This is a genomic window from Mucilaginibacter rigui, assembly GCF_014773275.1.
Classification (GTDB): Bacteria; Bacteroidota; Bacteroidia; order Sphingobacteriales; family Sphingobacteriaceae; genus Mucilaginibacter; species Mucilaginibacter rigui_A.
The window spans coordinates 387,408-400,319 of record NZ_JACWMW010000001.1; the positions used below are offsets into that span (position 1 = coordinate 387,408).

The 12,912-nt window shown below is 40.4% G+C and carries 12 protein-coding genes; 4 read left to right on the forward strand and 8 right to left on the reverse strand.

Annotated elements, in window-relative coordinates:
* Positions 1 to 567 precede the first annotated feature (567 nt).
* The 4 genes from IDJ75_RS01760 to IDJ75_RS01775 all read right to left on the reverse strand — a co-directional run bounded on the left by IDJ75_RS01760 (position 568) and on the right by IDJ75_RS01775 (position 5,142).
* On the reverse strand, positions 568 to 798 hold the full coding sequence (locus IDJ75_RS01760; RefSeq protein WP_191173895.1) for a hypothetical protein: 231 nt from the start codon (positions 796 to 798) through the stop codon (positions 568 to 570).
* Between the two features lie 93 nt (positions 799 to 891).
* The gene (locus tag IDJ75_RS01765) at positions 892 to 3,558 is read right to left on the reverse strand and encodes a coiled-coil domain-containing protein (protein ID WP_191173896.1); all 2,667 of its coding nucleotides are present in this window, start codon (positions 3,556 to 3,558) and stop codon (positions 892 to 894) included.
* A 61-nt stretch (positions 3,559 to 3,619) separates the two neighbouring features.
* Positions 3,620 to 4,456: a hypothetical protein gene (locus IDJ75_RS01770; protein ID WP_191173897.1), complete on the reverse strand. Its 837-nt coding sequence runs from the start codon at positions 4,454 to 4,456 to the stop codon at positions 3,620 to 3,622.
* Positions 4,457 to 4,626: 170 nt separating this feature from the next.
* Positions 4,627 to 5,142: a hypothetical protein gene (locus IDJ75_RS01775; protein WP_191173898.1), complete on the reverse strand. Its 516-nt coding sequence runs from the start codon at positions 5,140 to 5,142 to the stop codon at positions 4,627 to 4,629.
* 334 nt (positions 5,143 to 5,476) lie between these two features.
* Between IDJ75_RS01775 and IDJ75_RS01780 the strand changes: the two genes are divergently transcribed.
* The gene (locus IDJ75_RS01780) at positions 5,477 to 5,632 is read left to right on the forward strand and encodes a hypothetical protein (RefSeq protein ID WP_191173899.1); all 156 of its coding nucleotides are present in this window, start codon (positions 5,477 to 5,479) and stop codon (positions 5,630 to 5,632) included.
* A gap of 112 nt (positions 5,633 to 5,744) precedes the next feature.
* Here IDJ75_RS01780 and IDJ75_RS01785 read toward each other — a convergent pair whose 3' ends face one another.
* Complete coding sequence (locus tag IDJ75_RS01785; protein WP_191173900.1) at positions 5,745 to 6,251, reverse strand: hypothetical protein; 507 nt, start codon at positions 6,249 to 6,251, stop codon at positions 5,745 to 5,747.
* A gap of 291 nt (positions 6,252 to 6,542) precedes the next feature.
* Between IDJ75_RS01785 and IDJ75_RS01790 the strand changes: the two genes are divergently transcribed.
* Entirely contained in the window at positions 6,543 to 7,070 is a 528-nt protein-coding gene (locus tag IDJ75_RS01790) for a hypothetical protein (RefSeq protein WP_191173901.1), read from the forward strand.
* A gap of 264 nt (positions 7,071 to 7,334) precedes the next feature.
* Positions 7,335 to 7,511, forward strand: coding sequence for a hypothetical protein (locus IDJ75_RS01795; protein WP_191173902.1), 177 nt, complete (start codon positions 7,335 to 7,337; stop codon positions 7,509 to 7,511).
* 222 nt (positions 7,512 to 7,733) lie between these two features.
* Here IDJ75_RS01795 and IDJ75_RS01800 read toward each other — a convergent pair whose 3' ends face one another.
* Positions 7,734 to 9,782, reverse strand: coding sequence for a hypothetical protein (locus IDJ75_RS01800; protein ID WP_191173903.1), 2,049 nt, complete (start codon positions 9,780 to 9,782; stop codon positions 7,734 to 7,736).
* A gap of 40 nt (positions 9,783 to 9,822) precedes the next feature.
* On the opposite strand from IDJ75_RS01800, the gene IDJ75_RS01805 reads away from it, so the two are divergent.
* Complete coding sequence (locus IDJ75_RS01805) at positions 9,823 to 10,299, forward strand: hypothetical protein (protein ID WP_191173904.1); 477 nt, start codon at positions 9,823 to 9,825, stop codon at positions 10,297 to 10,299.
* Between the two features lie 25 nt (positions 10,300 to 10,324).
* Here the strand turns inward: IDJ75_RS01805 and IDJ75_RS01810 are convergent, their stop codons facing one another.
* Positions 10,325 to 12,409: a hypothetical protein gene (locus IDJ75_RS01810; RefSeq protein WP_191173905.1), complete on the reverse strand. Its 2,085-nt coding sequence runs from the start codon at positions 12,407 to 12,409 to the stop codon at positions 10,325 to 10,327.
* A 42-nt stretch (positions 12,410 to 12,451) separates the two neighbouring features.
* A complete protein-coding gene (locus IDJ75_RS01815) occupies positions 12,452 to 12,892 on the reverse strand; it encodes a hypothetical protein (protein ID WP_191173906.1) in 441 nt (146 codons plus the stop codon).
* Positions 12,893 to 12,912 lie beyond the last annotated feature (20 nt).

Genomic DNA, 12,912 nt, shown 5'->3' on the forward strand with positions numbered 1-12,912 from the left:
CGGTTGTCAAGGGCATTTTTCATGGTGAGCTTGTTGAACCATTAGCCGCTTTGTTAGGTCTTCGACAGGCTCAGGCTGACATGAGTTGGAAACGTGGTGATAACCGAACTATACAAATATCGGGACTATTGTTGATTGCGATGGTGACAGTAGTTTGTCAGTAATCTTTTTTCCGTTATCCCGGTTGTCAAGGGCATTTGTCATGGTGAGCTTGTTGAACCATTAACCGCTTTGTTAGGTCTTCCACAGGCTCAGACTGACATGAGTAGGAAACGTGGTGATAACCTAACTATACAAATATCGGGACTATTACTGATTGCAATGGTGACAGTAGTTTGTCAGTAATCTTTTTTCCGTTATCACGGTCGTCAAGGTTATTTGTCATGATGAGCTTGTCGAACCATTAGCCGCTTTGTTAGGTTTTCGACAGGCTCAGACTGACATGAGTTGGAAACGTAATACAAACCGAACTATACAAATATCGGGACTATTATTAAATGAAGTGGTGACACTGTTTTGTCAGTAGGATATTTTCTTCGCACCCACATCACAATCTCCCGCACCTCATTACTCCGAAAAACAATTCATAGCGCGCCAGATGGTGCGTTCGTCTTTTTCAAATTTTACTTCGGCTTCTAATACCGCCTGGTTTTTGCTGATGCCGCGGGTTTGTACCTGGGCGTTCACCCACAAGTAGATCTCGCGATAGGTGAATACTTTGGTGGTGATGAAACCGGCCTTGTACATAGCCGAGAAGATTCCCTCGTCGAAAAGTGTGTTTGCTGTTTGAATGTTCATTTGCCCCTCCCGTCCCCTAAAGGGGATGCTTTTATAGGTTAAGTTTATTTGTTTATTAAAATTCGGTTCCCCCTTCAAGGGGGTAGGGGGTTACTAAAGGTTCACCCTGTTAACCGTTTGGGCTAAAATGTTCTGCTGATTGTTAACATCCTTCACATCCACATAAATAGGGGGGAAGTTGTTGATCATTTGGTAGGCCAGGGTGTTGGCCAGTTCCTTAGCATCATTAACGGGCTGATTGTAATAGCGGTTGGCGTTGCCGCCATCGGTAAATATACCACCTATGGCATAACCCCTGCTGGTGTTGGGCATCGAGAAATCGCGGCCGCCGTGGGCCACGTTGATGGCGCTGACCAGGTTACGCGCCCATGGGTTGCGCATCGCTTCGGATACTACCACCGCTTCGCCGCTACGCAGGTAGGCGTTGGTATTGTCGGTACGGCTGTAACCGGGCAGCAATGCCCCACGACCATCGGACACGAAACGGCCACCCGAAGCAAAGCCTGGCTTTTGTTTGGCAATTTCGGCAATGGATGCTGCGCCTTGTGCAGCCATAAATGCAGCTTGCGCTATACCCAGCGCCTGCCCAATAAACGGTATGCCGCTATATGCCTTAAGTGAATCTATTACGGCACGTTTGGTGCTTACTATGGTATCGGCAATTGCGGTAGCTTTTTTGGCCAGAAAAGCCGCCTTGTAAATAGCCGAATCTTTTTTGCTGTTTTTTAATACGGCATCAATGTATTTATCGCCGGCGTGTATTTTTGAGCTAACCAGTTTGTCTTCAAGCTCGGCTTTCTTTTTGGCATAGCTTTCATCAATTAAAGTGGTGTCTTTTCCGCGCTTTTCGGCGGCTGCAACTGCGACTTTGTGCTCCATTTCGAGCAGTTGTTGCTGTTGCGCTAATGCCTTAAAAATATGGCCGTTTTGTTCATTACCGTTTATATTTTCCTGCAGATCCTTAGCATTAAAATCGCTATTAATATCATCTTTCTCTGCCGTTTTCTGTTTATCTAAAGCAAAAGACGCGCTTTGGGCAGCGGTTTGTATAGCAGTTTCCTGTGCTATTTTTTCTTGCATTTTTAGGTCATTAGCGTTAGTGTTTTCCAATTTATATTGGCGGCCAATACTTTCCTTCAAGGCCTTTTTTATTGCCTCTTCTTCAGCTTTATATTTTTCATCAACCTGTGCTATGGCCAGTTCCCTGACGGTTTTTTTTGCGTTTACGGTTATGTCGTTTAGCTTGTTATTGTATGCGGTTAATTTATTCAATTCGTTTTGCTGGAAATTATCAGATAGAGTTTCCAGTTCCTTATTTTCATTGGTTTTAAGAGATGCTACAGCTTTCTGTGCCTTATCATAACCATGCGCATTAAGTTTTTTATACTCGGGATCTTTAGCGGCCTGCTTTTCGTAAGCCTTAATAAATTTCTCGTATGCCTCTAATTTTTCAGCATAAAAATCTTTTATAACTTTTACATCACTTTCGTATTCGGTTAGTACTTTCTGTGCATTGCGTGCCTGGGTTTGGGCTTCCAAATCGTTTAAAACCTGGTCGTTAGCCTGCATGTCTTTTAAATCGGCAGCGCGCTTTTGTTTTGCACGTTCGGTAGCCTCGGCTTCTTTCCGTTGGCGTTCTTCCCGCTTACGTTGTTGCTGCGCCAAACGCTCTTCTTTCTCCTTACCCAACTGTTCCTGGCTTTTTGCAGCTTTGCCGCCTTCTTCAGCACCTTTTTTATAGGTTTCTACTATAGCCTTACCGCCGGCAACAATAGCATCTTTAGTTTTATTATAGGCCGTTTTTATTTTATCAGTAGCGTTTGTTACCCCTGTTACACTTTGAATAAGGCCATCACCTACTTTTTTAAAATCAAGGTGAATGATGCCATCTAAAATAACACCGATAGCTTTAAACCTGTTTATAAGGTTTTCTTTTAAAAAGTCCCCTATTTTTTTAAGGCTATCCATTGGGTGGCTAAGGGCATCAACTATAATGCCACCCAGTTTACCAAACGCGGCGTTAACTACTTCTACAACTTTACCAATAACTGCCATTGCACCGTGCAGCTTTTTTGTACCTTCGGTTGTATTGGTAAAGTATTCAACAAGCGATTTAAGAACTAACATAAGTAAGCCAAAGCCTGTAGCTTTAATGGCGCCATCAATACTTTGCAAACCGGTTTTTACGGCGGCAACCCCAGTTTTCATGGCGTTAAAACCCTCGGTAACTTCGCCAAGCGTTGCCCCGAACGAGTCATTCTCTTTGCTTAAACTATCCTTTACTTTATCAAAAGCATTTTCAAGAGCTTTTACAGATTTTTCATGGTAATTAAAAACTTCCCTGCTTTTCTCAACTTTATCTTCCTGTTTTTCGATAGTGGCAGATAAATGCCCTATCTGAATGTTAAGTTCTTTTACCTGCTTTGCATTATCCCCTTCAGAACGCGACAGGTTTTCATATCGTTTCTCTAAATCTGCTAACAAATCTTTGTTTTGTTGCATCGACCCTTTGGCACTTAACAGAGTTTTATTGTTCTCTGTTACTTGAGCATTAAAGCCTTTTAAGGCTTTTTGGGTTTCGTTAATACTGATAGCCCCTTTTTTGAACTCGTCACTATACTTGGCTACGCCATTACCCATCTCCACTTGTTTCTTTTCAAGCTCCTCGAGATATTGGGATAGCTGCGCTACCGAAGTTTTTAATTGTTCTGTTTTATCCTGAAAATCAGTTAAAACATTTTTGCTGATATTATCTGCCATAAAAATATAATTATGTTTTAAGTGCCGATTGGCATAATTTAGTTAAAAAATTAGCCTCAGGCTAATTTTTAGAATTTCTTGATTTGTATTTGCCGCCTTCAAAGTAAACGTATTCGTATGGGTAAACCCATTGATCAGTTGCGTACTTGCCTGTGTTACTGGAGTTATTTATCGATTCCGGGTTACCCAAAATTAGCCTTACAGCATCTTTATCCATGCCTGGTACCAGGTAGTCTTTTTTTATATTGGCCCAGGTTTGTGGCGTAAAGTTGTAAAGAGTTTTAGGGTCTTGCAAAAAAAGAAGTTTGGGTAATAGCCATGCCTTTTCCATGTAACTTACATTAGTGCCGGTTAAGCTTGCAGCAATAGTTAATGCCGGGCCGCTCTCTGGCGTTAAAGTGAGTTTAATAGGTTCATCATTATTTTTATACAATGAAACTGTTGTAACTGTGTATTTTTTAAAACGCTCTACCTTAGTTTCTTCAATTCTTGCATCACCTGCTGTTGCAGGCACAATACTTGGGTTTATCCAAACAGTTTTCCCTGAATATATTTTTCGAGCCTCTTCAAAGTCCTTTTGTGGCACCATGTACGGGAAGCATCCTTCAAACAAACCTCGATTATATTTATTGCCTGCCGAATCTATAAAATGAGCTATCTGCGTACCGTTAGTTTCATCAATTTTCATTAACTTAAGTTTTAGATTTTTGTGATCGTTTACTTTTATAAATTCGTCTTTTTCATCAGTAAGGCTGCCATAGATTTTAGCATTCGGAGCAGCAAATACAAAATATGTTTCGCCAATGGTTTCTCTGGGTGAACGAGATTTTAATTGTTCCGTTTGGCAAAATGCTGTTTTAACAAGTATGATAAGTAATAATGATAATATTTTCTTCATTTTAGGTTTTTGCTAATTTTATTGGTAAATATAAAAATTGGTCTTAATAAATCAAAGGCATAAACAGAATAAGGTTTAAATATTATCGCAAGAAGAATTCTTGCCCAATTTTAGGACGAAGTTGTAAACTTCGACCAGTAGGATTATAAACTTTATTTTAAGTGTTATTATTAAAATTTTTTGAATTGATTTTTAGTAGATGTGGTATACGCGGCAACATATTGCATATCATTGGCATATTCAAAACCGGCGGGCATTGTGTCTTTTGTAGGGCTGTGTTCTATCAAGTTTTTATCAGGAATAACTGCATATAGTTGCGCTATTACATTTGTGGTCTTCCCATTTAATTCTCCAGTCCCCCAAAAGAATTCGCGTTCTATAAAACTGCCTAAACCGGTTGAATGGTTCTTATTAAAAGTTTTTACGGTTATATAAGTGCCGTTATAAATTATTTGTCGTTCTGATGTAGTTTTAGATTTAATTAGTCTGAAAAAAAGAAATTCCGTCGAATCGTTCATGATAGAAAAAGCTTTAATTGCGTAAACTTTATCACCGCTTTTAAAAGGTCGCTCTTTAGTATCAGTATAATACACTTTTATTAATTCGCGATTATAAAAACCAATACCAGCTAACGCGACAATAATAACCGCAATAGCTAATAAGATATATTTTTTAGAAGAGGTCATAAGGCTTGCTAATTTTATTGGTAAATATAAAAAATGGATTTAATAAATCAAATGCAGATACAGAATAAGGTTTAAATATTATCGCAAGAAGAATTCTTGCCCAATTTTAGGACGAAGTTACAAACTTCGACCAGTAGGGGGCTTACCCAGGTCGGTTATAGATACTCGTAGTTCGTTCAGGGCTTTCAGATAAATGACAGCCGCTCCGACGACTCATCGTCAAAAGGAGATTGGTATGAATTGTTTGACATATAATTGTATATTGTTTGTTAAATAGATAGGCCTTGTCAATTCTGTTTGACATGGTTAACTGTAAAAATTCCAATTTTTAACTATGAAAAAACTTAAGTATAAAACCTTTGGCGGATGGTCGATGCAGGAAAGTCTTTGTGACTTTATAAATGATAATAATATTAACCAAAGCGACGTTTTGAAAATTATTTACAACAGCGTTGGAAACTTGGAACTTTTTTACTACACGGTAAAATAAATACTGTATTGTGAAAACTGCTCGATTAAATTAGCTGTTTTGGATTAAATGTAATTAATGCCAATTGGCATAATTGTTGATAAAAAAAATTGTCGGAATTTGTAAAACATTGTTAAAAAGTATTTTCTTCTTTAGCAGATGCAACAGCAAAAGGGATATAGTAATTTGTATCTATATAACTGTAGCCAGTAGGTAAGTCGAATTTTATTTCCGGAAAAATATGCAGTACTTTTAAATTGGGACTTATAGCATAAAACTTTTTTATATAGCTTACCCCTTTATCAGATAGCGGAACAAATTTCTTTTTTATCATAGTACCCATAAAAGACGATTTATATTTAAACATGCTGTCGCTCATAAAAGCTTGGTTGGTTATTATTATTTTCATATCCGAAGATGAATTTGACTTTACCAAACGATATAATTCTATTTTTGAATGACTTATATCATCCACAAAGTATTTATATGCGTAAATTTTGTCTCCCTGTTTAAACCGCTCATATTTAAAATCGTTGTAATAAGTTTTAAGCGATTCTTCGTTATAGATGCCTATGCTAATCAATGAAGCAATGGATATTCCAATAATGATAAAGATATTTCTTTTTTTATGTGATAACATAGGTTTTGCTAATTTTATTGGTAAATATAAAAATTGGTTTTTGTAAATCAAAGACAGAAACAAAATAAGATTTAAATATCCGTTTGCCCTTGTTGATTTGGTGCCTTAGTCACCATTCATATAAACAGTGCATGCGTTTACCATGCTAAGGTTGTTGGTAACAATATCGATAGTGACGAAATGAAGGATAAACCGACAGCAACAGAATTAGTTTATTTTTTTAATCATTGTATGGCTATTATTAACTTTGTATGTTTACAAAAATTCAATTAAACAACCATTAATAACCTTATGAAAAAAACACTACTACTTATTATTATGCTATTGCCTTTTGTAGTATCAGCACAAAAACTTCTTAAACCAAGTATAGATAAGCTTAACGGTGATACTGTATGGTCTACTTCAAAAGAAAAACTTTATTTACATGGCAACTATTTAACAGGACAAGGTGAAGGCGTAGTATGTTGGGTTAGATCGTACAAAGGTTCAAAATCTTTAATTTTGAATATTCAAACTACGAATCAAAAAAATTATCCTACCATGGTTGCCGGCAGCAAAGCATCTTTTAAGTTAGCTGATAATTCAATAGTGACGCTTACTTGCTCTAATAATGATTATAATATTTCGGGCAGTAGTGTTGCTGTTGTAGGAAGTTCATATGGACTGTATGATATTACTGCTGAAGATATATCGAAATTAACTACTGGTAATTTGGTGTTTTTAAGAGTTGAGACCACTACAGGTAACTTCGATTGTGATATTAAGCCTAAAAACGCTGAGATGTTTAAAAAACAATTTTTGCTAATTGCCAATCATTAATTGATAAGCATGGTATAAACTAACCATTAAGCTTTACCTCAGCTTTAGGATTATTTCCTTCTGCCGTATTTTAAGTTTTGCTAATTTTATTGGTAAATATAAAATATGGTTTTAATAAATCAAAAGCAAGAGCAGAATTAGACCTGAAATTGTGCAAGAATTGTTCTTGCACAATTTAGGTCTAAGTTGCAAACTTCAACCAGTAGGTAGATTCACTGTAACAATTCTACTTTGTTTATAATCTTATCTAAAATTATAAACACCATGATCGTTTTAAAATCCGACTACTTTAGCGCCCACGAGCGCCTTACCCGTTTTATTAACGAGAACCATATTAAGCGCGAGGATATACTGCGTATTACCCAATCGCAAGGCATGTTCACCATATTTTTTTACGCTGATGATGCTATTGAAGAAATAACCCACGGGTTGTTTTCTTAGGAGAATCAAGGTGTAAGAGTCAGGAATCAAGATAAGCTCAAGGCATTGTTACTGATTTCCCGAATGTAAGGTCTCGACTCTTGCTTCTAAAAGTCCTGACTCTCTTTTTTATGTAGAATCAAGATATAAGAGTCAGAAATCAGGATAAGCCCAGCGCATTGTTGCTGATTCCCCGGCTGCAAAGTCTTGACTCTTGATTCTAACCGTCCTGACTCTCTGCCACTACCCCAGTTTCACCAGCTCAATCTTTACCGGCTGGCCTTTGCGCCAGCTGTCAATTTTATTGATGTAGTAGTAGGCGCCGTCCTGCTCCAGGTAAATTGGGATGAGCAGGTCGAGTTCGAGTATGTCGCGTGGGCTCAGCATAAAATAGCGCTCAACCTTTTTGGTTTGCTGCAGTATTTTTTCCAGTTCGGGGTAGTACTGCAGGCGCAGGTCTTCCCATTGCAGGTTGTGTTCGCCGCCGGTTTTATAAAAATAGGGTACCGATATTACATCATTATATGCCTTTGATACTGTGCCATCGGTAAAGGTTATTTGTTTGCTGAACTGTTTCAGGTCGTACTGCTCATTGATGAGTAAACGGGGCTGGGTGCTTGTATTAAAGTCGATGTTTTCGGGGTCGTCCTTGGTATCTACCTTTAATATCTGCGCTATGCTGCCATTTAGGTAGGGGCGGTTAAGGGTGGCGGCAAACTGGCTCTCAAACAAGTCGGCACTGAGGGTCAGGGTTTTGTCGGCTATTTTTATTTGGGCGTTGCCAAATTTTTGCGGAAAAATGCCCTCGTCCTCTTTGTAAAGTAAATTATTTACCTGCGCGTAATTGCCCAGTTGGAAGGTTACGGTTTTACCCTGGTCCAGGCATTTGCCCGTCCAGTTAAGCGCCCGGGGGATGTTCTCTACAATATCCCTGAAAGACGAGAAGGTAACCATGCGCGTGGTATTATCAGTTTGGCAGATGATGCCGAAACGCTGCAGGGTATCTTTAAGTAAATCTTTTTGGGTGATATCCGGGAAGATGCGCTCGCACTGCACTTGCTGGCCATATAATACATCATGGTTATCGGCGGTGATGGTTAGCTCGGTATCCGCCCGCATGCTGAAATCAGAACCGCTGTAGTTTCTAAACTCATACATCACCATTAGCTGGCATCCCGGGGCCATATCGGCTTCGGCAGATATGGTTGTGGGGTCGGAATAGTTTTTATAACCGAAGGGGCGGGGGAAGCCGTTAAAGGGATCAAGAGTGGCATCGATAAGGTTAAATGTTGCGGGTGGGAAATTATAGTCGCCATTCACAGGGTCATGAAACCTCAGGATGATATCCACCTCCGAGCCATAGCTACTGGATATATGCCCGTGAAAATAAAAGGTTGGTATTTTTAAGGATATATTAACTTTTACTACGGATGTGGCAGTATATATACCTGTAGACGGGTTGTAGTTACCATTCTTATTATTCACCACGTTTATAAAGGGAATGATACCAGTTGGGTTTTTGGCATCGGGATGGGAGACCTGGAAGTTACGGCCCAGGGTAGCCAATACCCCCTGCTCATCCGGCGACTTTTGATAATCGGTACCATGCTCAAAGCTATCGCCGGCAAACTGCACGATCAGTTTCTCGTACATGGGCTGCTTCAGTAAAAATGAATCGGGATCAACCTTGTAACCTGCTTGGGCAACAAACATATCAATAGCTGTTTTCAGGAAAAAACCGGGCCGCATGTAGCGTACATCAATCTGCGGGTTGTTCACAAAATCGGCAGGGATTAAACCATAATCAACCACCGGCCAGATCCAGCCTTCCGTATGTGTTTGCGATGCTGCAACGCTATTCACATTCCAGGTGTGCATATAGGGTTCAAAAACCTTTTGTTTACCGGTGTCTGTAGTGCTATCGCCCATGTCATAGATCTTTACATCCAGGGCGTCGAAAAAATCAACGTTGCCGCTCAGTACGGTTATGGCGGCGGTATCATCATCAACGCTTTTTAAAACGGCTAAACCTGATGGCACTATCTCCAGCCCATCCTGTATCAGTTTGGCCTGGTAGTTATCATAAGGCAGTGCGGTAGTAAATGCCACCTCGTCCGGGAAACCCAATATCTGCCGGTTGCGCTGGGTTAGGGGTAGCTTAAACTGGTTGCTGGTATTGCCCTGCTGGTTTTTCACTTCGGCCAGGTTGTTTATCTGGAAGGTGAGGGCTACGGGACTGTCGTCGGCCAGGTCAACAAGTTCGTCGTTTATATATAGTTGTAGTTGGTTCATTTGGCTTGTGTTTTATTATCTTCGCGAAAAAAATCAGCGTATGAGAAAAATTTACTTGTTATTATTAATTGCAACTATTGGCCTTTCTTCTTGCAAAAAAGAAGCTAAAACAACCCCCAAAACCTTTGATATATCAGGGAACTGGAAACTTACTTCTTTAAGTACCGATTTTATTAACGGGGTTCAAATAGTCGCAACACTCTCTAACCAGTCTACAGGTGGTTATGTGGATCATATGATTTTTAATAGTGATGGCACAGGAAGCATGACTTTAGAAGGGAAAACCATTAGGGAGTTTAAATATGATGTTACCGACTCCAAGATTCATTTTTCAAGTGTTTTTTATCATAATGGGCACACGTTGGTAAGCGAGCGAAGCTTTATGTCGCTTATTACCAATTTTGCCGGTAGCGAATTGGAATTTACCGATCAAATATATGTTTACACTAAAGAAAACTATAATGGCAAACCATATGATCGGTTTGAACGCCATATTTCTCTTGTAAAGGAAAAATAAATAATCTATTAACAGGTAACCATCTCTATTGCACCTGGATATTAATACCCGGCATATTAAATGTTACGCTGAATGGCGCCTGCCCATTACGGGTTTCGTACTCGCTGTAGGTTGCGGTATTGATAACGATGGTTTGCCATTTAACCGGGTTTTTACCCACCAGCATTTGCACCTTTGGTGAATATTTTATGGACTGAAGGCCTTTTATATCCGTAACGGAAAGGTCTTCGGCCATTACTTTTACCTTTTGCCCGGCAGTTTTGCTTATAACTTCTTCAATACTGTCCTGGTGTTCCCAGTCGCTTACGTAGTTTTTTATGATAACAGCATTCTGCACATCAAGGCTCACTTCCTGGTTGTAAACAAAACGGTAGTAGTTCCAGCTGCCGTTTAAACCAATCCAGCGCAGGTATAATGATTGGGCGTCTACCGCGTCATCCACCCGTATGGTTTGGGTTTGGGTAACCGCGTGGGTAATATCGTTTTCATCATCGTATTTCAGCGTTACATTAACATAATACACATCATCAGCAAAAGGCCCTTCAATAAGCAGCCTGTTTAGCCCCAATTGCCCGGGCACCGGTACTACCGCCTGGCTTTGCCTGGCAATTATCATTTTGCTGCCATCCTGGTTTAACAACCATGAGCCATCATCATTTAACAGGTAGCTGGTTTGCGGCCCGCCGGGTAGTGGGTTACGGTTAATATCCAATAACGTAAAATCGGCATATAATTGGCGGCCAACCAGTTCATCACTATAGATAAAGCTGATATCAAAGGGGTAGCCATTACTGTAGGCTGGTTCGGCAAAATCGCTTATCCATTTGGCTTTATCGCCACCGGGAGGTACGCTGGCAAAGGGTACGTATGCAGCAAGGTTGCCGGCATAGCGTTCGCCAAGTTGTTTGGCAGCATAAACCACGTAGTATGGATGTTCAATGGTGTTGAACAATGGGGTATGCCCGTCCCATTCTTCGGCGTAGGCAATTTGGTAGCTGGCACTCAGGTTGTCATCACGGTAGTTTGTTTGGGTGTAATCGCTTTCATCTTTAGCGCGCAAAAGGCTTTGTAAAAAGTTTGAAATATCGGCCCGGGTTACTCCCTTATTATTGGGGCGGTTTTTTGAGGTAATGGTGCTTTCCCTGCCGGTAATTTTATCATAAAATGTAATACGGGTAAGCACTTTATAATATGGCCTTAAGCGGTTAATATTAATAAAACCTGTGCTGCTTGTGGTAAAGGGTGTATCAATAACAAACGCCCCGGCACTATACTTATCAGTTACCTTAAAAGTACCCGTACAGGTATCGGTTTCTATGTAGATATGGTCGCCCGGGGTAACCGATGATACATCGGTATTTACCAATACCCGGGTTTTACCATCAAGTGTGTTTAACTGCAAACCGGTAACATTAAAATCGCGGCGTTGGTAAGTAAAAACAATCGGGTTAAACGCCGCGTTCCAGCGGGATGTGTTGCCGCCCGGCAAGGTAACCGATGGATCTGCCTGTAACAGGTTATTAACTGTTGGAATAAATACGGTTTGGCTGATGCTTTGGCCGTTGGCATCTATCACCATAACCGTATGGCTGCCGCCTGCAAGCCCGGTAAAAATATTTGATGCTTGTGTTAATGTGCCATCAAGTTTGTAAGCAAGCGGGAGATAAGTAGCTGTGGCATTAACGGTAATTTGCCCGTTATGTGCGCCGGGGGCGGTTTCGGGGCTGTCGATAGTAATACTTACTATCTCAATATCACCCGCCTGCTGTGGCGGCGGCAGGTCTTCACCATCTCCGCCGGTAAGCGCTATAAAGTTGAAGTTTTTGCTGGTGGATGATACTACCCGGTGGCTGCTGTTAAAAATAACGTGCCCAATTTCGCCGGTATAAATAAGCGACTGCATACCGGGGACGGTTACTGTTTGGGTAGTAATGCCGTTTATACTATCGTTAATGGTATAGGTTACAATACAGTTATTGCCGTTGGCGGGTAAACCGGTTAAGGCATTAACAATGGCTACATATACTTTTGCATGCATATACATGCTCCCATTGGCATCTGTAGTGGTGGCCGGCAAATGAACAACTTCTATACGTGCTGTTAAATTCATTTTGTTAGTGGTTTAAAATTGATTGATAAATGAATGGGTAACTTAATATACATCGTAATACATAGTGTTAAGGGTTATAGTGAGGCCAACCCCCGTGGTATTTACATCAAACTTGTTGTACACAGGCAGGCATTTGGCTTTCTCGCCGGCCTTAATGCGGAAGTAACGGCCTTCGCCATCGCGGTATTTGGCGGCTTTTACTATAAACTCGTTTGCCATGCGCAGGGCCTGTTGCACGTAGGTTTCGTTTTCGGCAGTGAACTGGCCAAATTCTGTTTTATATAAAAACTCCAGGTACAAGGTAAATACATTATCTACCGACCCGTTTACCTGCGGCGATACCACAATGGGCTGCATGGGGTACATAAAAACGCAGGGAAAAACGGTGTCATCTGCCAGTGCGTTCAGTTCTTTTTCGGTGCCGTATAAAAACGACGGGGTAGCGCTTAGGGTTTGTGTTATGGCTTCTATTTGGTTACGCATGGTTGGTATAATAGTGATTG

Excerpts from the sequence above, each read along its gene's own strand:
- IDJ75_RS01760 (WP_191173895.1), bottom strand. The coding sequence starts at position 798 with ATGAACATTCAAACAGCAAACACACTTTTCGACGAGGGAATCTTCTCG.
- IDJ75_RS01765 (WP_191173896.1), bottom strand. The coding sequence starts at position 3,558 with ATGGCAGATAATATCAGCAAAAATGTTTTAACTGATTTTCAGGATAAA.
- IDJ75_RS01770 (WP_191173897.1), bottom strand. The coding sequence starts at position 4,456 with ATGAAGAAAATATTATCATTATTACTTATCATACTTGTTAAAACAGCA.
- IDJ75_RS01775 (WP_191173898.1), bottom strand. The coding sequence starts at position 5,142 with ATGACCTCTTCTAAAAAATATATCTTATTAGCTATTGCGGTTATTATT.
- IDJ75_RS01780 (WP_191173899.1), top strand. The coding sequence starts at position 5,477 with ATGAAAAAACTTAAGTATAAAACCTTTGGCGGATGGTCGATGCAGGAA.
- IDJ75_RS01785 (WP_191173900.1), bottom strand. The coding sequence starts at position 6,251 with ATGTTATCACATAAAAAAAGAAATATCTTTATCATTATTGGAATATCC.
- IDJ75_RS01790 (WP_191173901.1), top strand. The coding sequence starts at position 6,543 with ATGAAAAAAACACTACTACTTATTATTATGCTATTGCCTTTTGTAGTA.
- IDJ75_RS01795 (WP_191173902.1), top strand. The coding sequence starts at position 7,335 with ATGATCGTTTTAAAATCCGACTACTTTAGCGCCCACGAGCGCCTTACC.
- IDJ75_RS01800 (WP_191173903.1), bottom strand. The coding sequence starts at position 9,782 with ATGAACCAACTACAACTATATATAAACGACGAACTTGTTGACCTGGCC.
- IDJ75_RS01805 (WP_191173904.1), top strand. The coding sequence starts at position 9,823 with ATGAGAAAAATTTACTTGTTATTATTAATTGCAACTATTGGCCTTTCT.
- IDJ75_RS01810 (WP_191173905.1), bottom strand. The coding sequence starts at position 12,409 with ATGAATTTAACAGCACGTATAGAAGTTGTTCATTTGCCGGCCACCACT.
- IDJ75_RS01815 (WP_191173906.1), bottom strand. The coding sequence starts at position 12,892 with ATGCGTAACCAAATAGAAGCCATAACACAAACCCTAAGCGCTACCCCG.